This window comes from Bacillus sp. FF-1, from assembly GCF_028548245.1.
Taxonomy (GTDB): domain Bacteria; phylum Bacillota; class Bacilli; order Bacillales; family Bacillaceae_G; genus Bacillus_A; species Bacillus_A paranthracis.
On the sequence record NZ_JAQQGG010000009.1, the window covers coordinates 126,372 to 146,174 of the forward strand.

At 37.8% G+C, this 19,803-nt stretch carries 23 protein-coding genes and 1 riboswitch; of the genes, 19 read left to right on the forward strand and 4 right to left on the reverse strand.

What is annotated here, in order from left to right:
- Positions 1–303 precede the first annotated feature (303 nt).
- From PQF83_RS23955 to yunB, 17 genes are all read left to right on the forward strand, one after another.
- Positions 304–669: an arsenate reductase family protein gene (locus tag PQF83_RS23955; RefSeq protein WP_000218967.1), complete on the forward strand. Its 366-nt coding sequence runs from the start codon at positions 304–306 to the stop codon at positions 667–669.
- Positions 670–710: 41 nt separating this feature from the next.
- A complete protein-coding gene (gene gcvH, locus PQF83_RS23960) occupies positions 711–1,094 on the forward strand; it encodes a glycine cleavage system protein GcvH (RefSeq protein ID WP_000026900.1) in 384 nt (127 codons plus the stop codon).
- A gap of 499 nt (positions 1,095–1,593) precedes the next feature.
- On the forward strand, positions 1,594–1,938 hold the full coding sequence (locus tag PQF83_RS23965; protein ID WP_000640869.1) for a toprim domain-containing protein: 345 nt from the start codon (positions 1,594–1,596) through the stop codon (positions 1,936–1,938).
- Positions 1,939–1,941: 3 nt separating this feature from the next.
- Entirely contained in the window at positions 1,942–2,250 is a 309-nt protein-coding gene (locus PQF83_RS23970) for a thioredoxin family protein (RefSeq protein WP_001998544.1), read from the forward strand.
- 152 nt (positions 2,251–2,402) lie between these two features.
- A complete protein-coding gene (locus tag PQF83_RS23975) occupies positions 2,403–2,747 on the forward strand; it encodes a hypothetical protein (RefSeq protein ID WP_000424933.1) in 345 nt (114 codons plus the stop codon).
- Positions 2,748–2,872: 125 nt separating this feature from the next.
- A riboswitch (SAM riboswitch) is annotated at positions 2,873–2,980 on the forward strand.
- Positions 2,981–3,159: 179 nt separating this feature from the next.
- Positions 3,160–4,185 carry a methionine ABC transporter ATP-binding protein gene (locus tag PQF83_RS23980; RefSeq protein ID WP_000601774.1) on the forward strand — a complete coding sequence of 342 codons (1,026 nt, stop codon included), beginning with the start codon at positions 3,160–3,162 and terminating at the stop codon, positions 4,183–4,185.
- Positions 4,178–4,843: a methionine ABC transporter permease gene (locus tag PQF83_RS23985; protein WP_000359556.1), complete on the forward strand. Its 666-nt coding sequence runs from the start codon at positions 4,178–4,180 to the stop codon at positions 4,841–4,843. The genes PQF83_RS23980 and PQF83_RS23985 overlap by 8 nt, the downstream gene beginning before the upstream one ends.
- A 23-nt stretch (positions 4,844–4,866) precedes the next feature.
- A complete protein-coding gene (metQ, locus tag PQF83_RS23990; RefSeq protein WP_000735115.1) occupies positions 4,867–5,679 on the forward strand; it encodes a methionine ABC transporter substrate-binding lipoprotein MetQ in 813 nt (270 codons plus the stop codon).
- A gap of 72 nt (positions 5,680–5,751) precedes the next feature.
- Positions 5,752–6,558: a methionine ABC transporter substrate-binding lipoprotein MetQ gene (gene metQ / locus PQF83_RS23995; RefSeq protein WP_000722401.1), complete on the forward strand. Its 807-nt coding sequence runs from the start codon at positions 5,752–5,754 to the stop codon at positions 6,556–6,558.
- Positions 6,559–6,796: 238 nt separating this feature from the next.
- Positions 6,797–7,582 carry a Fe-S cluster assembly ATPase SufC gene (sufC, locus tag PQF83_RS24000; RefSeq protein ID WP_000929157.1) on the forward strand — a complete coding sequence of 262 codons (786 nt, stop codon included), beginning with the start codon at positions 6,797–6,799 and terminating at the stop codon, positions 7,580–7,582.
- Between the two features lie 15 nt (positions 7,583–7,597).
- Positions 7,598–8,890 carry a Fe-S cluster assembly protein SufD gene (sufD, locus tag PQF83_RS24005; RefSeq protein WP_000152165.1) on the forward strand — a complete coding sequence of 431 codons (1,293 nt, stop codon included), beginning with the start codon at positions 7,598–7,600 and terminating at the stop codon, positions 8,888–8,890.
- On the forward strand, positions 8,890–10,110 hold the full coding sequence (gene sufS / locus PQF83_RS24010; protein WP_001020761.1) for a cysteine desulfurase SufS: 1,221 nt from the start codon (positions 8,890–8,892) through the stop codon (positions 10,108–10,110). The genes sufD and sufS overlap by 1 nt, the downstream gene beginning before the upstream one ends.
- Positions 10,100–10,531, forward strand: a complete 432-nt coding sequence (sufU, locus tag PQF83_RS24015) for a Fe-S cluster assembly sulfur transfer protein SufU (protein ID WP_000009523.1) — start codon at positions 10,100–10,102, stop codon at positions 10,529–10,531. Before sufS ends, sufU begins: the two co-directional genes overlap by 11 nt.
- Positions 10,532–10,579: 48 nt before the next feature.
- Complete coding sequence (gene sufB / locus PQF83_RS24020; RefSeq protein ID WP_001118823.1) at positions 10,580–11,977, forward strand: Fe-S cluster assembly protein SufB; 1,398 nt, start codon at positions 10,580–10,582, stop codon at positions 11,975–11,977.
- 559 nt (positions 11,978–12,536) lie between these two features.
- A complete protein-coding gene (locus PQF83_RS24025) occupies positions 12,537–13,928 on the forward strand; it encodes a bifunctional metallophosphatase/5'-nucleotidase (RefSeq protein ID WP_080014969.1) in 1,392 nt (463 codons plus the stop codon).
- Positions 13,929–13,993: 65 nt separating this feature from the next.
- On the forward strand, positions 13,994–14,296 hold the full coding sequence (locus PQF83_RS24030) for a YunC family protein (RefSeq protein WP_000248463.1): 303 nt from the start codon (positions 13,994–13,996) through the stop codon (positions 14,294–14,296).
- A 54-nt stretch (positions 14,297–14,350) separates the two neighbouring features.
- Positions 14,351–15,082, forward strand: a complete 732-nt coding sequence (yunB, locus tag PQF83_RS24035) for a sporulation protein YunB (protein WP_002081169.1) — start codon at positions 14,351–14,353, stop codon at positions 15,080–15,082.
- Between the two features lie 36 nt (positions 15,083–15,118).
- On the opposite strand, the gene PQF83_RS24040 is transcribed toward yunB, so the two are convergent.
- Complete coding sequence (locus tag PQF83_RS24040; RefSeq protein ID WP_000944673.1) at positions 15,119–16,102, reverse strand: M23 family metallopeptidase; 984 nt, start codon at positions 16,100–16,102, stop codon at positions 15,119–15,121.
- Positions 16,103–16,291: 189 nt separating this feature from the next.
- Between PQF83_RS24040 and lipA the strand changes: the two genes are divergently transcribed.
- Positions 16,292–17,188 carry a lipoyl synthase gene (lipA, locus tag PQF83_RS24045; RefSeq protein WP_000166370.1) on the forward strand — a complete coding sequence of 299 codons (897 nt, stop codon included), beginning with the start codon at positions 16,292–16,294 and terminating at the stop codon, positions 17,186–17,188.
- A 20-nt stretch (positions 17,189–17,208) separates the two neighbouring features.
- Here the strand turns inward: lipA and PQF83_RS24050 are convergent, their stop codons facing one another.
- Together PQF83_RS24050 and PQF83_RS24055 are read right to left on the reverse strand one after the other, a co-directional pair.
- Positions 17,209–17,688 (reverse strand): YbaK/EbsC family protein, encoded by a 480-nt coding sequence (locus tag PQF83_RS24050; RefSeq protein ID WP_000272742.1) that lies wholly within the window; start codon positions 17,686–17,688, stop codon positions 17,209–17,211.
- Positions 17,689–17,762: 74 nt separating this feature from the next.
- Positions 17,763–18,317, reverse strand: a complete 555-nt coding sequence (locus tag PQF83_RS24055) for a histidine phosphatase family protein (protein ID WP_000721036.1) — start codon at positions 18,315–18,317, stop codon at positions 17,763–17,765.
- Positions 18,318–18,420: 103 nt separating this feature from the next.
- On the opposite strand from PQF83_RS24055, the gene PQF83_RS24060 reads away from it, so the two are divergent.
- The gene (locus tag PQF83_RS24060; protein ID WP_000264801.1) at positions 18,421–18,894 is read left to right on the forward strand and encodes a hypothetical protein; all 474 of its coding nucleotides are present in this window, start codon (positions 18,421–18,423) and stop codon (positions 18,892–18,894) included.
- Between the two features lie 22 nt (positions 18,895–18,916).
- Here the strand turns inward: PQF83_RS24060 and PQF83_RS24065 are convergent, their stop codons facing one another.
- Positions 18,917–19,732 (reverse strand): YhfC family intramembrane metalloprotease, encoded by an 816-nt coding sequence (locus tag PQF83_RS24065; protein ID WP_002163480.1) that lies wholly within the window; start codon positions 19,730–19,732, stop codon positions 18,917–18,919.
- Positions 19,733–19,803 lie beyond the last annotated feature (71 nt).

Below are 19,803 nucleotides of genomic sequence, written 5' to 3' on the forward strand. Positions count from 1 at the left end.
CAAACGTTTGTTTAAGATGTATGTTCGGTAGGAAGAAAGCGATACAGCTCAAGGGTTAACAAAGAAAAAAGGGGAGTTAATCAAACGTTTGTTTAAGATATATGTTCGGAGAGTGATAAGAGAAGAATCTAAAAAAATTTATATATTTATTTTTCCTTAACTAATGGCGGAAAAATAAGAAAAATTTGCAGGATTATTAAAAATTATCACGAAATAAGTAAAAGTTTAGCGAATAATCGTTTGAAATAATAAAACGTTTTCTATATGATAAAGGTAAAGGTTAGTAAAAAAGTAGGTGAATTTATGACAGTAACATTTTATTCATATCCAAAGTGTGGCACATGTCAAAAAGCAAAGAAATGGTTTGAGGCAAACGATGTAGCATATGAGATGATTCATATTGTTGAAAATCCACCATCAAAAGAAGATTTACGTAATTTACATGAAAAAAGTGAATTACCATTAAAAAAATTCTTTAATACAAGTGGAATGCGTTACCGTGAACTTGGTCTGAAAGATAAGTTAAAAGATGCAAGTGAAGACGAAATGTACGAGCTTTTAGCATCTGATGGCATGTTGATTAAACGTCCAATTGTAACAGATGGAACGAAGGTAACACTTGGTTTTAACGAAGAGCAGTTTGAAAGTGTGTGGAAAAAGTACCAATAAGGTATTTTTACATAATTAATACATTCACTGGAGGTACAGTCATGAGCATTCCAAATAATTTACGTTACTCTGAAGAACACGAATGGGTAAAAACTGAAGGTAATGAAGTTGTTATCGGTATTACTCACTTTGCACAAAGTGAGCTAGGCGATATCGTATTCGTTGAACTTCCAGAAGTAGGTGCAACAATCGAAGCTGACGAGCCATTCGGAAGCGTAGAATCTGTTAAAACAGTTTCTGAATTATACGCACCTGTAAGCGGTAAAGTTGTAGCAGTAAACGAAGAATTAAGTGACCAACCAGAACTTGTTAACGAATCTCCATACGAGGGTGCATGGATGGTTAAAGTTGAACTTTCTGATGCAAGCCAAGTTGAGAAGTTATTAACTGCTGAAAAATATGCAGAAATGACAAACCAAGACTAATTATAGTCGACTGAAGGACAGCCTTTGTGCTGTCCTTTTTTATTTTGTGTTACATAATGCATTTAAAAACGAGCGCAAATGAATAAGCTATTATGGGAATGAATGTTTTTCGATAAGGTTTCATGGGGCTTTGTAATCTGAACGAGCCGCTTGCGCTTTTCATTGTCTAGCTCCACCTCCTAGCCCTTCATGTCTAAGAACCTTCCGCACGAGAAGACAAAAAGCGTCTTCTGTGTGAAAGAACCTTAGCCAACAGGGCTAAACAGTCGGTTCCGCTTTTCACTATGATCCAGCTTCAGCGGCTAGATTGTTCAGTGGCTTCGCTTCTTCCTGCAAGGCAAAAAGCGCCTTTACGTCAGAAGCTCCATCCCCCTCACAATCTGAACGAGCCGCTTGCGCTTTTCTTTTGCAAAAATAAACAGGAAACAACATGAAAATAACGAATATACTATATACTAAGTTAAAGGTTGTATAGTATATGGTGATCGGGTGATGACATATGATTTATGTAGAAAAAGTCATTATTGTAGAAGGTACATCAGATAGAAGAAAGATTGAATCTATTATTCGGGAACCGGTGGAAATTGTTTGTACAAATGGTACAATTGGTTTGTCGAAAATGGATGAGCTCGTTGATCAGTTTTTTGATAAGGAAGTGTATGTCCTAGTGGATGCTGATGATGCTGGAGAAAAGTTAAGGAAACAGTTTCGAAAAGAATTTCCGCAAGCAGAGCATATTTATATTGATCGCTCGTACCGGGAAGTGGCAACAGCGCCATCTTCACACTTAGCAAATGTATTATGGGGAGCTGACATTGACGTTTATACAGAATATTTACGGTAAGGAATGATAGAAGTGATTGATTGGACAGGAGCCGAAGCTACAGCCCTAATAGAGAACGAAGAAAAAACAGTGTTATATGTATATACTCCAATGTGTGGAACATGCCAATTAGCAAAAAAGATGTTAACAGTCGTTGAGATGACAATTGAAGATTTGAAAATTGGGATGTTAGATTTAAATTATGCTCCGCATTTCGCGAAAGAGTATGGAATTGAAAGTGTACCGTGTTTACTTGTTTTTGAAAATGGGACACTCATGAAGAAGATATATGCATTTCATTCGGTTGAATATTTATATACGGAATTAAAGTAGGCGGCAAAGTTTTTGCCGCCTCGACATATTTCTTGGGAAATATGTCGAGATGCAGGGTGGTTACAGTATTTGTCGAGCGAAAGTAACAGGATTGCTCTTTAGTGAGAGGGAATGGTATGTAATAGAAAGTGATATGAAGGATGTGATTTAGAGTGGAATTATATTCTTTGCTTCAATCATTTGTAAATTACGCTAATGGTCAATATCATTTAGAGCCGCTTTTAAGACAAGGAGAAAAAACTGTTAATTTCCGCTTTGGAGATGAAAGTTGTTCGTTACAAATTTCAAGAGATTATATAGAACTGTTGAAAGAAGAAAGAGGAACGGAGCAAATCGTTTGTGTAGATGAAGAAGATGTAAAACAATTGGTGAATGGCAATGTACGATTGCAAACGTTAATGAACGATGGACGTATACAATATTCGGGAACGTATCGAACGATGTTATTAATTGAATCGATGTTTCATATATGTAAACCGATGTCAGTGGGCGCTTAAAATTCTGAAGTTTCGTTTTTTACAAAAATTTCTGTTGACATGGTGTGTGGATATTGATACAATTCAATTCATAAAATATAGACAATTTCATAAATTACAAATCAGACGAAAATGTAATCTGATTTCTCTTATCAAGAGAGGTGGAGGGACTGTGCCCTGTGAAGCCCGGCAACCGTCAACTTATGTTGAAATGGTGCCAATTCCTGCAAAGCAAATGCTTTGAGAGATGAGAGAGAGGGATAATGTTGTTATATACGCATATAAACCTTTCTGCTTCTCTAAAGCGGAAAGGTTTTTTTGTTGTTTGAATGTGGAGGACATTCAAATAATAAAAGTAATGAGAACGGTAGACTACACGCATCAAAAATAAAAAATTGCGGAGTCGACCTAAACAAAAAAGGGGTGATACACCATGATTCTATTAGAGAATGTAAAGAAAATATATAAAGCAAAAAGCGGTGATGTCACTGCTGTAGATAATGCCAATTTAAAAATAGAGAAAGGTGAAATATTTGGTGTTATCGGATATAGTGGCGCTGGAAAAAGTTCTTTAATTCGATTATTCAATCAGTTGGAGAAACCAACTTCAGGTCAAATTACAATTGCCAATCGCGTCATTTCAGCGATTACAGGAAGCGAACTTCGTAAGGCAAGACAAGAGATCGGAATGATTTTTCAACACTTCAACTTACTTTGGTCACGAACTGTACGTGAAAATATTGAGTTCCCACTTGAAATTGCAGGTGTTGATAAGGCGAAGAGAAGAAAACGCGTTGATGAGCTAATTCATCTTGTTGGATTAGAAGGAAGAGGAGACGCGTACCCATCTCAGCTGAGCGGAGGACAAAAGCAACGCGTTGGGATTGCAAGAGCGTTAGCTAACAATCCGCAAGTACTTTTATGTGATGAAGCAACGTCAGCTCTTGATCCAGAAACGACAGATCAAATTTTAGATCTATTATTAGATATTAATAAACGTCTCGGTTTAACGATTGTACTCATTACACACGAGATGCACGTAATTCGAAAGATTTGTAATCGCGTTGCGGTAATAGAGAAAGGAAAGATTGTAGAAACAGGTCCAGTACTTGATGTATTCCGTAATCCGCAGCAAGACATTACGAAACGATTTGTACAGCAGTTAACGGATTCTGAAGATACAAATGAAACGATTGAAAGTTTAATTGAAAAATATCCAGATGGAAAAGTAATTCGTTTGCAGTTTATCGGTGAAGCGGTAGAAAGACCAGTACTTCAAAGGTTAATGCAGCGCAGTGATATAGAAGTTAGCATTTTGCAAGGAAATATTGCACAAACGAATAACGGCTCTTACGGTAGTTTAGTTGTTCATTTAAATGGTGAGGAAACAGCGATTCAGCAAGCAATAGAGGGAATACATCAAGATCAAGTAGAGCTGGAGGTGATTGCACATGGATAAATTACTCACAAATGTTGATTGGAATCAAATGTTAGAAGCAACGGGTGAAACGTTATATATGACGGCAATCGCAGCTCTTGCCACATTTGTTTTAGGACTCATTTTAGGATTGTTACTCTTTATGACAGCGAAAGATAATTTATGGGAAAACAAAGCGGTTAACACGGCGATTGGAGCGTTCGTAAACATTTTCCGCTCGATACCGTTCATTATTTTAATCATTTTATTAATCCCATTCACAAAGATTCTGCTTGGAACAATTCTTGGAGCGAGTGCAGCACTTCCAGCTTTAATTATTGGAGCGGCACCGTTTTACGCGAGAATGGTTGAAATCGCCCTTCGTGAAATTGATAAAGGTGTAATTGAAGCTTCAAAAGCGATGGGAGCAAAAACAAGCACAATTATTTTGAAGGTGTTAATTCCAGAATCGTTACCAGCATTAGTATCTGGTATTACGGTTACGACAATTGCTTTAGTAGGCTATACAGCAATGGCGGGAGTTGTTGGTGCTGGTGGCCTTGGAACACTTGCTTATTTAGAAGGATTCCAACGAGGAAATAACGACGTAACAATCGTTGCGACAATTTGTGTATTACTAGTTGTATTTTTCATTCAATGGATTGGTGATCGTGTAACGACTCGAATAGATAAACGATAATAAAAAACGGGAGGATGTTTCAAATGAAAAAATTATTACTGACAGCACTTATTTCAACTTCAATTTTTGGGTTAGCTGCTTGTGGCGGGAAAGATAACGATGAAAAGAAACTAGTTGTTGGTGCTTCTAACGTACCGCACGCTGAAATTTTAGAAAAGGCAAAACCGTTACTTGAGAAAAAAGGAATTGAATTAGAAGTGAAAAAATTCCAAGACTACGTATTACCAAATAAATCGTTAGCGGATAAGGATTTAGATGCAAACTACTTCCAGCACATTCCGTATTTAGAAAAAGAAATGAAAGATAAAAAATATGATTTTGAAGTAGCAGGAAAAATTCATTTAGAACCGATTGGTGTATATTCTCAAAAATATAAGAGCTTAAAAGAACTTCCAGACGGAGCGACAATTATTATGAGTAATTCAGTTGCTGATCATGGACGTGGTTTAGCAATTTTACAAAAAGAAGGCATTTTAAAAATTAAAGATGGGGTGGATCCAGTTAAAGCAACTCCAAAAGATATTGCGGATAACCCGAAAAACTTGAAATTCAAAACAGATATTGAGCCTGGTTTATTACCACAGGTGTATAACAATAAAGAAGGCGACGCGGTTTTAATTAACTCGAACTATGCAATTGATGCGAAGTTAAACCCAGAAAAAGATGCAATTGCAATTGAAAGTAATGATTCACCATACGCAAACGTAGTAGCTGTTCGTAAAGGCGATAAAGATAAGAAAGAGATTAAAGCTCTTGTAGAAGTATTACATTCTAAAGAAATCGAAGACTTCATTAATAAAGAATATAAAGGGGCAGTTGTTCCTGTAAAAGAATAATTGCTGTAAAAGGGCTGGTGTATGCCAGCCTTTTTTATAACTACATAATTATACGGGAGAAGGGGACATCATATGAAAAAGATTCTATTGTCAGTTGTTACAGCGTTGTCTGTATTTACATTAGCTGCTTGCGGAGGGAAAGAGGAGAATAAGCTTGTTGTGGGAGCTTCTAACGTACCGCACGCTGTTATTTTAGAAAAGGCACAGCCGATATTAGAGAAAAAGGGAATTAAATTAGAAATTAAAAAATTCCAAGATTATGTGTTGCCAAATAAAGCGTTAGCGGATAAGGAAATTGATGCGAACTACTTCCAACACATTCCTTATTTAGATAAAGAAATCCAAGAAAAAGGATATAAAATTGTAAACGCGGGAAAAATTCATTTAGAGCCAATGGGTATTTATTCAAAGAAATATAAAAGCTTAAAAGACTTACCAGATGGCGGGACAGTGATTATGAGTAATAACGTAGCGGAGCGTGGCCGTATGCTAGCACTGTTACAAAAAGGTGGCGTTATTAAACTAAAAGACGGAGTAGATGTTGTGAAAGCAACAGTAAAAGATGTTGTAGAAAATCCGAAAAACTTAAAGTTTAAAACAGATGTAGAGCCTGGGCTTTCACCAAAGTTATATGAAAATAATGAAGGTGATGCATTATTTATTAATTCAAACTATGCAATTGACGCAAAATTAAATCCAACAAAGGATGCGATTGCGATTGAAGGATCAGACTCTCCGTATGCAAATATTATTGCAGTTCGTAAAGGTGACGAGAAGAAAAAAGAAATTAAAGAGCTAGTAGAAGTACTGCATTCAAAAGAAATTCAAGATTTTATTAATAAAGAATATAAAGGTGCTGTACTTCCGGTAAGTGAATAAATATAAGGAAAGGACTGGAAAATTACCAGTCCTTTTTTCTTTATATAAATAAGAAGAAAGGTGTATCATAGAAAGATGTGAAGGAAATACTTATATACATTTGTGAAAAAATTGTTACTTTTTTTCGTCGTTTGCGATATCATTTTATTTGATATAAAATTAGAATGAGAATAAAATGAGAATATGAACGTTTTAGGAATTTTTAAAATGTATATATAGGATTAATGGAGGTATTGAGATGGCTGGTTCTACATTAACGGTTAAAGACTTACACGTATCAATTGATGGCAAAGAAATTTTAAAAGGTGTAAACCTTGAAGTAAAAGGTGGAGAAATCCACGCAATTATGGGACCTAACGGAACAGGTAAATCAACTTTATCTTCTGCAATTATGGGTCACCCAAAATATGAAGTAACAGAAGGTAGCATCATCATCGACGGTGAAGATGTATTAGAAATGGAAGTAGATGAGCGCGCACAAGCAGGTCTATTCCTAGCAATGCAATATCCAAGTGAAATTAGCGGAGTAACAAACGCTGACTTCTTACGTTCTGCAATTAACGCACGTCGTGAAGAAGGCGATGAAATTTCTCTTATGAAATTTATCCGTAAATTAGATAAAAACATGGAATTCCTAGAAATGGATCCAGAAATGGCACAACGTTACTTAAACGAAGGTTTCTCTGGCGGTGAGAAAAAACGTAACGAAATTCTTCAATTAATGATGATTGAGCCAAAAATCGCAATCTTAGACGAAATTGACTCAGGTCTTGATATCGATGCATTAAAAGTTGTATCTAAAGGTATTAACGAAATGCGCGGCGAAGACTTCGGTTGCCTAATGATTACGCATTACCAACGTTTATTAAACTACATCACTCCAGACTTCGTTCACGTTATGATGAATGGTCGTATCGTTAAATCTGGTGGACCTGAGCTTGCACAACGTCTAGAAGCTGAAGGTTACGACTGGATTAAAAAAGAATTAGGTATTGAAGACGAAACAACAGAGCAAGAAGCGTAAGAGAGGAGCATAAACATGACAATCGGTACATTACCTTTCGATCAAGAAACAATCCGTCAACGCGCAAGCGAAGTAAACGAAGCAGCTTGGTTGACTGAGTTCCGCTTACAAGCTCTTGCACAAGCAACTGAACTTCCAATGCCAACTCCTGATAAAACGAAAATTGACAAATGGGACTTTATCGGAAAAGGCGACGCTGCTAAGCAAGAGCCTGTAAGTTCTTTAACAGAGCTTCCAGAAGCAGTGAAAAACTTAATCGATGAAAATAACAGTGTATTAGTGCAACGTACTGGTACAACTGCATTCGTTTCTTTAGCAGACGAAGCAAAAGAAAAAGGTGTTATTTTCACAGACATCGTAACAGCTGCAACTGAGCATGCTGAACTAGTACAAAAGTACTTAATGAAAGACGGCGTGAAGGTAGACGAGCATCGTCTAACTGCACTTCATGCTGCATTAATCAACGGTGGTGCATTCGTATATGTTCCGAAAAACGTTGTTCTTGAAACTCCACTTCAAGCTGTATTCTTAGTAGACGGCGAAGAAGCTAACGTATATAACCACGTATTATTCGTAGCTGATGCGAACAGTACTGCAACTTATGTAGAAAACTACGTTGCAAATGAAAATGCTAAAGGTATTGCAAATATCGTAGCAGAAGTAATCGTGGAACAAGGCGCACAAGTGAAATTCGGTGCGGTTGATCTATTAGCAAAAGACGTAACAACTTACGTTAACCGCCGCGGTATTGTTGGACGCGACGGCCGCGTTGATTGGGCTCTAGGCCTTATGAATGACGGAAACACAATTTCAGAGAACGTTACAAACTTAATGGGCGACGGTTCATATGCTGATACGAAAACAGTAACAATTGGCCGTGGTAACCAAACACAAAACTTTACAACTAAAGTTGTTCACTTCGGTAAACACTCTGAAGGTTGGATTTTAAAACACGGTGTACAAAAAGATAGTGCAACATCTATCTTTAACGGAATTGGTAAGATTGAACACGGTGCATCTAAGTCAAATGCACAACAATCTTCTCGCGTTCTTATGTTAGATGAGAAAGCACGCGGTGATGCAAACCCAATTCTTTTAATTGACGAAGATGATGTTATGGCAGGTCACGCAGCTTCAGTAGGTCGCGTAGATCCAACTCAACTATACTACTTAATGAGCCGTGGTATTCCAAAACGCGAAGCAGAACGTTTAGTCATCCATGGATTCTTAGCACCTGTAGTTAATGAGCTTCCAATTGAAGGAGTAAAGGCACAGCTTGTTGAGGTAATTGAAAGGAAAGTTCGCTAATGAATATTCATGAAATACGCAAACAGTTTCCAATTCTTGATCAAAAAGTGAACGGCAAACAACTTGTTTATTTCGATAGTGCAGCAACTTCTCAAAAACCAATTCAAGTCATTGAAACGTTAGAACGTTACTATAAAGAATATAACTCTAATGTGCATCGCGGTGTTCATACGCTCGGTACGAAAGCTACCGACGCGTATGAAGGTGCACGCGAGAAAGTTCGCAAGTTTATTAATGCGAAATCAATGGAAGAGATTATTTTCACGCGCGGAACAACAACTGCATTAAATACAGTAGCGGCTAGCTATGGTCTTGAAAATGTAAAAGAAGGCGATGAAATCGTTATTTCTTACATGGAGCACCATAGTAACATCATTCCGTGGCAGCAAGTTGCGAAGAAAACTGGTGCAACTTTAAAATATCTTCCGCTTCAACCAGATGGGACAATTTCAATAGAAGATGCTCGTCAAACAATTACACCGAATACAAAAATCGTTTCTATCATGTATGTTTCTAACGTACTTGGAACGATTAACCCTGTAAAAGAAATCGGAGCAATTGCACATGAAAATGGCGCAATTATGGTCGTTGACGGTGCACAAAGTACACCTCATATGAAAGTGGATGTACAAGATTTAAACTGTGATTTCTACGCATTATCTGCTCATAAGATGTGCGGCCCTACAGGTATCGGCGTATTATATGGTAAGAAAGAATTGCTAAACAATATGGAGCCAATTGAATTTGGCGGTGAAATGATTGATTTCGTAGATTTACAAGAATCTACTTGGAAAGAGCTTCCGTGGAAGTTCGAAGCAGGTACGCCGATTATCGGTAATGCAATCGGACTTGGTGCGGCAATTGATTTCCTAGAAGAAATCGGTCTTGATAATATTGAAAAGCATGAGCATGAATTAGCGCAATACGCTTTAGAAAGACTATCAGAAGTAGATGGCGTTACAATTTATGGTCCAAAGCATCGCGCTGGTCTTGTTACATTTAATATTGAAGACGTACATCCTCATGATGTAGCGACAGTATTAGATGTAGAAGGTATTGCGGTTCGCGCAGGACATCACTGTGCACAACCGCTTATGAAGTGGCTGAAAGCTTCTTCAACAGCACGTGCAAGCTTCTATTTATATAATACAAAAGAAGAAATTGATACATTTGTTGAATCGCTAATCAAGACAAAGGAGTATTTCACAAATGTCATTTAATAATTTAGATACGTTATATCGTCAAGTTATTATGGATCATTACAAAAATCCTCGTAACCATGGCGTGTTAGAAGATAGTGTTACAGTTAACTTGAACAATCCAACTTGCGGCGACCGTATTCAACTTACGATGAAAGTAGAAGAAGGTATTGTGCAAGAAGCGAAGTTTGAAGGAGAAGGATGTTCTATCTCAATGTCTTCAGCTTCAATGATGACACAAGCAGTAAAAGGTAAGAAAATTGAAGAGGCACTTCAGCTTTCTAAAATTTTCTCTGACATGATGCTAGGAAAAGAGTACGATGACAGCATCGATTTAGGAGATATTGAAGCATTACAAGGCGTATGCAAGTTCCCTGCACGTATTAAATGTGCAACATTAGCGTGGAAAGCGTTAGAAAAGGGCTTAAACGAAGATAAGTAATGTTAAAGGTTCCTAAAAACGAGGTTATCTAAGGAGGGACACACCAACATGGCGAAGCAACTGCCAGATATCGGCGATTATAAATATGGTTTCAAAGACAAAGACGTTTCGATTTTCCGTGCTGGACGCGGTTTAACAAAAGAGATCGTTGAAGAGATTTCACGTATGAAAGAAGAACCACAGTGGATGTTAGACTTCCGTTTAAAATCACTGGATAAGTTCTATGAAATGCCAATGCCACAATGGGGCGGCGACTTAAACGACTTAGATTTCGATGAAATTACGTACTACGTAAAACCATCTGAGAAATCTGAGAAGTCTTGGGATGAAGTACCTGATGAAATTAAAGCTACATTTGATAAATTAGGTATTCCAGAAGCTGAGCAAAAGTATTTAGCTGGTGTATCTGCACAGTACGAATCTGAAGTTGTATACCACAACATGAAAGAAGACCTAGAAGCTCTAGGAATCGTCTTCAAAGATACAGATAGCGCATTAAAAGAGAACGAAGATATTTTCCGTGAGCATTTCGGAAAAGTAATCCCACCGACAGACAACAAATTCGCAGCATTAAACTCTGCAGTTTGGTCTGGTGGATCATTCATCTACGTTCCAAAAGGTGTTAAAGTTGATACACCACTTCAAGCGTATTTCCGTATTAACTCTGAAAATATGGGACAATTCGAGCGTACGCTTATCATCGTAGACGAAGGCGCACACGTACACTACGTAGAAGGTTGTACAGCACCTGTTTACACGACTAACTCACTTCACAGTGCGGTAGTAGAAATCATCATTAAGAAAGATGCATATTGCCGTTATACAACAATCCAAAACTGGGCGAACAACGTATACAACCTAGTTACAAAACGTGCGGTTTGTGAAGAAAACGCAACGATGGAATGGATTGACGGTAACATCGGATCTAAATTAACGATGAAATACCCAGCAGTTATCTTAAAAGGCGAAGGCGCTCGTGGTTTAACATTATCTATCGCGATTGCTGGTAAAGGCCAACACCAAGATGCTGGTGCGAAAATGATTCACTTAGCACCAAACACGTCTTCAACAATCGTTTCTAAATCGATTGCGAAGCATGGTGGTAAAGTAACTTACCGTGGTATCGTACACTTCGGACCAAAAGCGAAAAACTCTCGCTCTAACATCGAGTGTGACACGTTAATCATGGATAACCAATCTACATCTGATACAATTCCTTACAACGAAATCAAAAACGATTACGTTTCACTTGAGCACGAAGCGAAAGTATCAAAAGTATCAGAAGAACAATTATTCTACCTAATGAGCCGCGGTATTTCTGAGCAAGAAGCTACAGAAATGATCGTAATGGGCTTCATCGAGCCATTCACTCGCGAACTTCCAATGGAATACGCAGTTGAAATGAACCGCCTAATCAAGTTTGAGATGGAAGGTTCTATTGGATAATATATAAAGGAAGCGCCTTGCTGTGCAGGGCGCTTTTTTTATTGTGTGAGTTGGGCTTGGGGTGGGGTTAGCCGAGATACCCAGGTGGGTTTCTGACTAAATATATCAGCGATTTTTCAAATATATCGATCACAACTCGGAATATATCGGCGATTATTTCAATATATCGACGATTCGACAAGGAATATCGACTTATCAACAAATTACGACAAAAGAAATTCTTCATATACCCTGCAACATTTTATATGAAAGGGGACCGACTGGAAGTAAGGCAAAGATACTGACAAATCCACTGGTGAATCCAATTGAAAAAAGACCTGCGAATCTCCTGTTGAACTTTCTGACAAATCCCCGCTCTACCAACAAATCCCCAGACTGGAAAAAGTAAAGTTTCTCATATAAAAAGGACAATCTTTTGCTTTTTCTCACAATGCGAGTACAATGTAAAATAGCAAGAAAAGACGAAAAGTATTTACAGGATTATTGCGTGCGCATAGCGTAAATGGCAGTAAGGAACTGAGAGGAGGTTTTTTCTCTGAATATAAATAAAGAAACAATCATCCACCTTTATCATACAAACGATATACATAGTCATTTTGAAAATTGGCCGCAAATTTCTCGCTTTGTACAAGGAGAGAAAAAGCGAAGACAGGAAGCGGGAGAGACTGTTTTAACTGTAGATATCGGCGATCATGTGGATCGTTTTCATAGTATTTCGGAAGCGACGAATGGGCTTGGCAATACGAAGCTTTTAAATGAGGCGTTATATGATTATGTAACGATCGGAAATAATGAAGGAATTACGTTAGCGAAGGAGCATTTGAATCGTCTATATGATGATGCTGGATTTGAGGTGCTTGTCGCAAATTTATTTGAAAAAGAAGGGGTACGTCCAGAGTGGGCAAAGCCTTATAAATTACATACAACGACAGATGGGATTACGATTGCTTTTATCGGATTAACGGTTGCGTATCCAGAGTTTTATCAAATGTTAGATTGGCATATTGAAGATCCAATTGAGCATTTAGAGTCTATTTTAGAAGAAGTGAGAGATGAGGCTCATATAACGGTTGTCCTTTCTCACCTTGGAAAAAGTATGGATGAGCATATGGCGGAGCATTATGATATAGATGTTATTTTAGGGGCACATACGCATCATTTATTTGAGCGTGGTGTTCTTATGAATCATACGTTACTTTGTTGTTGTGAAAAGTGGGGACGTTACGTTGGGCACGTTCAGCTTACTGTGGATAAAGAGACGAAGAAGCTGTTGAAAAAGGATGGTAGAGCAATTAAGACTGAACGTTTAGGTGCTTATAACAAACCATTATCCACAATTGAAGCGCTGCAGGAAGAAAGTACACATATTATGGAAGAACCTGTTGTTCATTTAAAGGAATCATTACCGGTTGATTGGTTTCATGAGACAGCATTTTCGCACATGTTAGCAAATGCGTTGAAAAACTGGTGCGATGCAGAGATTGGCATGGTGAACGCTGGTGTACTTCTTGAAGGATTAGAAGAAGGCGTTGTGACGCGCGGAGATATTCACAGAATTTGTCCACATCCAATTAATCCATGCCTATTAAAAGTGCCGGGGAAAACGTTAAGAGAAGTGATCTTGAAAGCACGTCGGCCGAATATGGAGAACCTTGAGGTAAAAGGGTTTGGATTTCGGGGGAAAGTAATGGGGAAAATGATTTACGCTGGTGTAGAAGTCATTCCAGATACGATTCCTGGGAATAAAATTTTACTCGAAGATGTATTAATTAACGGGGAATCGCTGGAATTAGAACGTATATATACGGTAGGAACGATTGATATGTTTACATTTGGCTACTTATACCCAGAGCTATCCACACTTTCTGACAAACAATATTATATGCCAGAACTACTTAGAGATGTGTTAGCAGACATGTTAATAACTTATACATCTTCTGTCAAACTATAGGCTAGTTAACTTGTAACACTCATTTTTCTCTTGTCATACAGATAAGAAAGAGAGGAGTGTGAACTATGGTTAATGTAGAGCCGATTATAATCGATAATTATACGTTTATTGCGGTTAGCGTCAAACTTCCAAAGACAAATTTGCTAGCTGTAATGAGCGATAAAGGATATATTATGTGCGGTGCATTAGATGTAGGTCTTTTAAATGAGAAGTTAGGGGATCGTGGTATTATTGCTGGTCGCGCGGTTGGTGTAAGAACGATTGAACAACTTCTTGAAGCACCGCTAGAATCAGTAACGATTGAAGCCGAAGCGTTAGGTATTACGGCTGGCACAATCGGAAAAGAAGCATTATTAAAAATGAGATAAGCATATATCGTCCCTCCTTCTTGCATAGAAATGATATAAGAAGGAGGGTTTTTTATGAGTATATTTCGTTCGAAAAATTCGCGGTTTCGAAGGGGGCCTATTTCCTTTCGGCACATACTGCTTATGTCGTTTATTCTTTTTGTCATATTACTCGTGCAAGGATTATGGATTGTGAATAGTAGCATTCAGCCGACATTAATGAAATATGGAGAAGTAGAGACACATAAAATGGCGACAGCGGTTATGACGAAGGCGGTAAAAGATAGAATTGATGAGGGATTCGATGTCGATTCATTAATGAAAGTACAAAATGATAAAAACGGGAAAGTATCCACAATTAATTTAAATACGAAGCAAGTAAATGAAATCGTAACGTCAACGACCACATACATAGAAAAGTATTTACAGCAAGTAGAACAAGGGAATTTGAAGGGACTAGGTATTTCTGAAAAAAATGGGGCAACGATGGCAGTTCCGTTTGGTCGTGTAACAAATAATGCGCTTCTTGGAAATATCGGACCCGATATTCCAATTGATTTCACGACGATTGGTCATGTAAATACGGATATTAAACAAAAAATTGAGCCGCACGGAATCAATACGACAGCGATTCAAATTATTATGGAGATGGAAGTTACGTTGCAAGTCATTATTCCATTTCATACGAAAGAAATAAAAGTGAAACAAAATGTTCCAATTGCGACGCGCATCGTTCAAGGGGAAGTGCCTACTTATTACGGAAGCGGAAGTGTTGTTGTACCTGATAAAAAGAAAACGGATAGTTAGCCATAAATAAAAAATAACCGTAGCAATGTGCTACGGTTATCGTTTTGTATTTGCGCGTTCTTTTCGCTCCCAAAGACTTAAGTGCATGTAGGGGTCGAAAGCCCATTCTGTATAACCATTGTCTTTATACATGCCGAAATGTAGGTGAGGCGGGAATTTTCCAGCTGTGCCGGGAGGACCGTAACCGGTGCTACCAACAAATCCGATTACTTTTCCGGGTTCGACAATTTGTCCAAGCTGTATCTCTTTTGAGAACCCGCCTAAGTGAGCGTAATAATGATAATTGTTATGAAGGTCACGAATACCGATGCGCCATCCGCCAAGGCGGTTCCAGCCTTTTGTTTCAATAATGCCATAGCAAGTGGATCTTACTGGTACGCCATAGCCTGCGAATATATCGGTTCCTTCATGAACCCTTCTTCCCCCAAAACTTCTTCCAGCGCCAAAAGTACTACGGTAGCTATGGTCACTGCGAATCGGAAGAGGGAACGCATTTCCTTCTAAATTAATACGTCCGTAATGTTTATAAATTTGGGCGTATTCGGTAATTAAATCAACTGTTTTTGCACGTCTATAATATTCCCAGAGCATGATTTTAATACGTTCTTCTGACGTTCCTTGTTTCTTTAAAATCGTTGCTGCTGTATGCAAAAGATCACGGTCGTTATTTGCATTTGCAAATCCATCTTTGTCACCATCTAAACCTAACCCGCCAAATAGAGCAATTGTGTGGGGGAGAGTGTCGTTACCATTAACAGGTCCAGCCCATATTTCTGGTTTGAAATAAAGGGAAATGATGGCATCTGGTTTTTTCGGAATATCTTTTCTTACGCTCCGTATATTTCTTTCGTATTGATCCATTGCAGCTAAGTAATACCACGGAATGCCTGAAGATTGCTCGGTTTCTTTATATAGTGCCATGCGCTTTTCGTATATGCTTTGCTGATTATCTTCACCGTAAGCGATGTTTTGGTGGAGAAGAAAGCAAATCGAAAGCAAAAGAGAAATTTTTCGAAGCATGAAATAGACTCCTTTCACATCATCACTCTTTTTAGTGTGGGATATACGGAGTATTTCATTATAGGGAACGATTGGAAAAAATCTTAGAATCTTCATTTGAGCAAATCGCTTTCATACGTTAGAATAGATATGTTACATTGAAAGAAGCGAACACGGTAAACTATTTCATATTGTGCGGAGTTGATAACCATGACAAAACAAACAGAATATAAGCGCAAGCCCGAATGGTTGAAAATTAAGTTAAACACGAATGAAAACTATACAGGCTTAAAGAAAATGATGCGTTCTAAAAATCTTCATACAGTTTGTGAGGAAGCAAAATGTCCGAATATTCATGAATGCTGGGCTGTAAGAAAAACAGCAACATTTATGATTTTAGGTGCGGTTTGTACACGTGCTTGTCGTTTTTGTGCGGTTAAAACAGGATTACCAACTGAGCTTGATTTACAAGAGCCAGAACGCGTAGCAGATTCTGTAGTACAAATGGGCTTAAAGCACGTTGTTATAACAGCGGTTGCACGTGATGATTTAAAAGATGGTGGAGCAGCTGTTTTTGCTGAAACAGTACGCGCTGTACGTCGTAAAAATCCATTTACGTCAATCGAAGTATTACCATCTGATATGGGTGGAGTAGAAGAAAACTTAAAAATGTTAATGGATGCAAAACCAGATATTTTAAACCATAACATTGAAACAGTACGTCGATTATCTGACCGAGTTCGCGCTAGAGCAAAATATGATCGTTCATTAGAGTTTTTACGTCGAGCAAAAGAAATGCAGCCTGATATTCCAACTAAATCGAGCATTATGGTGGGCTTAGGGGAAACGAGAGAAGATTTAATTGAAGCAATGGATGACTTACGTGCAAACAATGTGGATATTTTAACTCTTGGACAATACCTACAACCATCTAAGAAGCATTTACCAGTTCTTAAATATTACCCACCAGCGGAATTTGCAGAGCTAAAAGAAATTGCACTTAGCAAAGGCTTTAGCCACTGTGAAGCTGGCCCACTTGTGCGTTCTTCTTACCATGCGGACGAGCAAGTTCGTTCTGCAAAAGAAAACACAGCAGAAGCAAAATAATGAAAAAAGGGAGCTAATGATTAGCTCTCTTTTTGTTTGTACTCCAAAACAGTATTTGGGCATGTTAATAAAATCTTTTTTAATTCTTCTGTGGATAATTCAATTGTAAATTCAGGTACACCAGGTGTAATTAAAATTTTATCGTACGTATAAATAGCGTTATCCACAATAATTGTTACATCGTGTGCATACCCGAAAGGAGCTACACATCCTGGCGTACAACCAGTTTTGTCTCGCAGTTCATCAGCGGAACAGAGAGATAAGCGTTCTCCTGTTAGTTCTTTCATCTCTCCGCGGTTAAGCCTTGTGCCCTCTAACGTGAAAAATACGTAATAATCTCCAGCCTTTGATTTTAAAAATAAGCTTTTACTTGGAGTACCTTGTAAGCCAAGCCTCTCGCGTACAATCCGATCTGTCTCATAATCGAGTACCGGTTCGTGTTCGAATTTTTCATAAGAAACATTTGTTTTATGTAGTAAAGCAAGTACATCTTCGTACATATGGAGTGATACCCCTTTCTATTATTGGTACAGTTTCTTCTCGTGGCGTCAACTGAATGTGTTGGAAAGAGATATTACTTGGACGGTGCTTTCCATAATCGTTTTAGGCTACATTGTTCATCAATTGTAATTTCATACATATCAGGATTCGTTAAAGTTCTCCATTCATGAAAGCCGATCGTATGATCAAAGTGCTTTAAAATGAGAGTAAGTAAGTTTCCATGTGTAACGAGTAATATTGTAGTATGGTTTAATTTTAAAACGTCTTCGATAAGTGATATAGCACGGTCCGTTGCTTGTTTTGTTGACTCTCCGCCTGAAAAGGCAATATCTATATTTGTAAAAGTAGATTCTAGTTTTTGCATCCAATCGTCCATTGAAACGTCGCTTAATATGCGTTCAGCTAATCGTTCATCTTCTTGGATAGACAAATTAGCTTGGAGTGCATAGGGCCGAATAGAATCGATAGCTCGCACAAATGGGCTTGAAATAATATGGTCTATTTGTAGTTGGTTTTCTAAAAGGAATGTAGCAAGGGTGTTTGCTTGTTTTTTTCCATCGGTCGTTAATTCGGCATCACGTTCTTGGCCAGTTGCTGAACAATGTCGTATTACAATGATTTTCTTCATAATTCATCCCCATCTTTCAAGTTGACGCTATATACTTCGACAAATGTGGAAAATATTCCTTTTTATTGGAAAGGACATAATGATCTGATCATGTGGAAAAGTAATGTGGATAATAGAAAATCGAGGTGCAATGATGAAAAAAATGCTATGTATTGTATTTGTGATTTGTTTTCTCTCACAACTGTCCACAACATATGCACAATCCAATCAAAAGTTAGATTATCCAAGTAATCGAAATAAGCCATTTGTGAGCGAAGATGTGTTTTACGAACAGTTAGATAAGAAAATGTATAAAGAATACAATAATGCAGCGTATAGTGTTCGAAAAAAGATTTTATTTAAAGAAGTACCCGACGAAGAATATTCCTTTTTACAAAAAACAGCCGCGGGTTGTCGGGGTGAAGTAGTGCTTCAAGATTCTTTTATTCACCCTGATCGCCAAGTTTATTTTTTCGCTTCCTTTTCTCAAAATGAAGTAGAAGAGTTACACAAGTACATCGTTATAGATGCAGAAACAAAGAAGGAGCTGCAAAGCGGTAAAAGTTATCATCGCTATGATAATCTTTATAAAAAATAACCCACCAACAGGCGGGTTATTTTTACTTTGGCACACTCATTAATTTCTCTTTCATTTTACGAATAAGAATGATAGCGCCAATTGTGAAGAGAAGGGTGATTCCTTCTGCAACAAAGATGTTAATTGTTTTCGTTTGGTAAAGTGCCGCGAAGAAGTCTACAAGTGCGTGGAATAGTATAGCGTACACAAGGAAGATATACTTCTTCTGTTTTACTGCGTATAAAACAAGCATTGTAAAGGCGATTTGCAGCACGAGTGCCATAATTCTTTCTAAGCTGCCAAGGAAGTATAAGTAGGCAGGTTGCTGAATTAACATGTCTTGTAGGCGGCTTAGTTCTGGCATTTTTTCGACCATCTGGGCGAAGCTACCGTTGTTAATTGAATTCGCAAATATAAGTGCTTGGAATGCAGAGAATCCGCCAACTAAAATGGATTCAATTCCGCCGTGACCGATTCCGTAAGCAAAGCCATCTTTATATTCTTGATATTTTTTTAGTAGGAAGAAGAAGGCAACGAAGCGTCCTAATTCTTCAAAAATACCAGCAGTTAGTCCGCCATAAAGTGCGAAGACAAATGGATTTTCTAAAATTGGAGCGATTGCTGGATTACCGCGCATAAATAGGTGGAATGGTGTTTCGAGAATTTGGGTAAATCCGATAAAGATAAGAACACCAACACCGACTACTTTCCAATTTATATTATATTTTTTACGGAAATAAACGAGTACAATAATTGGGACCAGAATCGAGACAATGAGTTGAAAGATGATGCTGGCAATTACAGTATTTGAAACCATATTTTCACCGCTTTCTAATATATGTACATATCTATTATGCATGAAATATTTTATAAAGAAAATGAATTTACTTATTGACTCTAACGTTGCGTCATACTTTATCGTATGTATTA

Coding starts and splice junctions, on each gene's coding strand:
- sufS (WP_001020761.1), top strand. CDS start 8,890: ATGAATATTCATGAAATACGCAAACAGTTTCCAATTCTTGATCAAAAA.
- sufB (WP_001118823.1), top strand. CDS start 10,580: ATGGCGAAGCAACTGCCAGATATCGGCGATTATAAATATGGTTTCAAA.
- PQF83_RS23965 (WP_000640869.1), top strand. CDS start 1,594: ATGATTTATGTAGAAAAAGTCATTATTGTAGAAGGTACATCAGATAGA.
- PQF83_RS24040 (WP_000944673.1), bottom strand. CDS start 16,102: ATGCTTCGAAAAATTTCTCTTTTGCTTTCGATTTGCTTTCTTCTCCAC.
- yunB (WP_002081169.1), top strand. CDS start 14,351: ATGAGTATATTTCGTTCGAAAAATTCGCGGTTTCGAAGGGGGCCTATT.
- PQF83_RS24050 (WP_000272742.1), bottom strand. CDS start 17,688: ATGTACGAAGATGTACTTGCTTTACTACATAAAACAAATGTTTCTTAT.
- sufD (WP_000152165.1), top strand. CDS start 7,598: ATGACAATCGGTACATTACCTTTCGATCAAGAAACAATCCGTCAACGC.
- metQ (WP_000735115.1), top strand. CDS start 4,867: ATGAAAAAATTATTACTGACAGCACTTATTTCAACTTCAATTTTTGGG.
- PQF83_RS23955 (WP_000218967.1), top strand. CDS start 304: ATGACAGTAACATTTTATTCATATCCAAAGTGTGGCACATGTCAAAAA.
- PQF83_RS24055 (WP_000721036.1), bottom strand. CDS start 18,317: ATGAAGAAAATCATTGTAATACGACATTGTTCAGCAACTGGCCAAGAA.
- PQF83_RS23985 (WP_000359556.1), top strand. CDS start 4,178: ATGGATAAATTACTCACAAATGTTGATTGGAATCAAATGTTAGAAGCA.
- PQF83_RS24060 (WP_000264801.1), top strand. CDS start 18,421: ATGTGGATAATAGAAAATCGAGGTGCAATGATGAAAAAAATGCTATGT.
- PQF83_RS24030 (WP_000248463.1), top strand. CDS start 13,994: ATGGTTAATGTAGAGCCGATTATAATCGATAATTATACGTTTATTGCG.
- metQ (WP_000722401.1), top strand. CDS start 5,752: ATGAAAAAGATTCTATTGTCAGTTGTTACAGCGTTGTCTGTATTTACA.
- sufU (WP_000009523.1), top strand. CDS start 10,100: ATGTCATTTAATAATTTAGATACGTTATATCGTCAAGTTATTATGGAT.
- sufC (WP_000929157.1), top strand. CDS start 6,797: ATGGCTGGTTCTACATTAACGGTTAAAGACTTACACGTATCAATTGAT.
- PQF83_RS23980 (WP_000601774.1), top strand. CDS start 3,160: ATGATTCTATTAGAGAATGTAAAGAAAATATATAAAGCAAAAAGCGGT.
- PQF83_RS24065 (WP_002163480.1), bottom strand. CDS start 19,732: ATGCATAATAGATATGTACATATATTAGAAAGCGGTGAAAATATGGTT.
- lipA (WP_000166370.1), top strand. CDS start 16,292: ATGACAAAACAAACAGAATATAAGCGCAAGCCCGAATGGTTGAAAATT.
- PQF83_RS23970 (WP_001998544.1), top strand. CDS start 1,942: ATGATAGAAGTGATTGATTGGACAGGAGCCGAAGCTACAGCCCTAATA.
- gcvH (WP_000026900.1), top strand. CDS start 711: ATGAGCATTCCAAATAATTTACGTTACTCTGAAGAACACGAATGGGTA.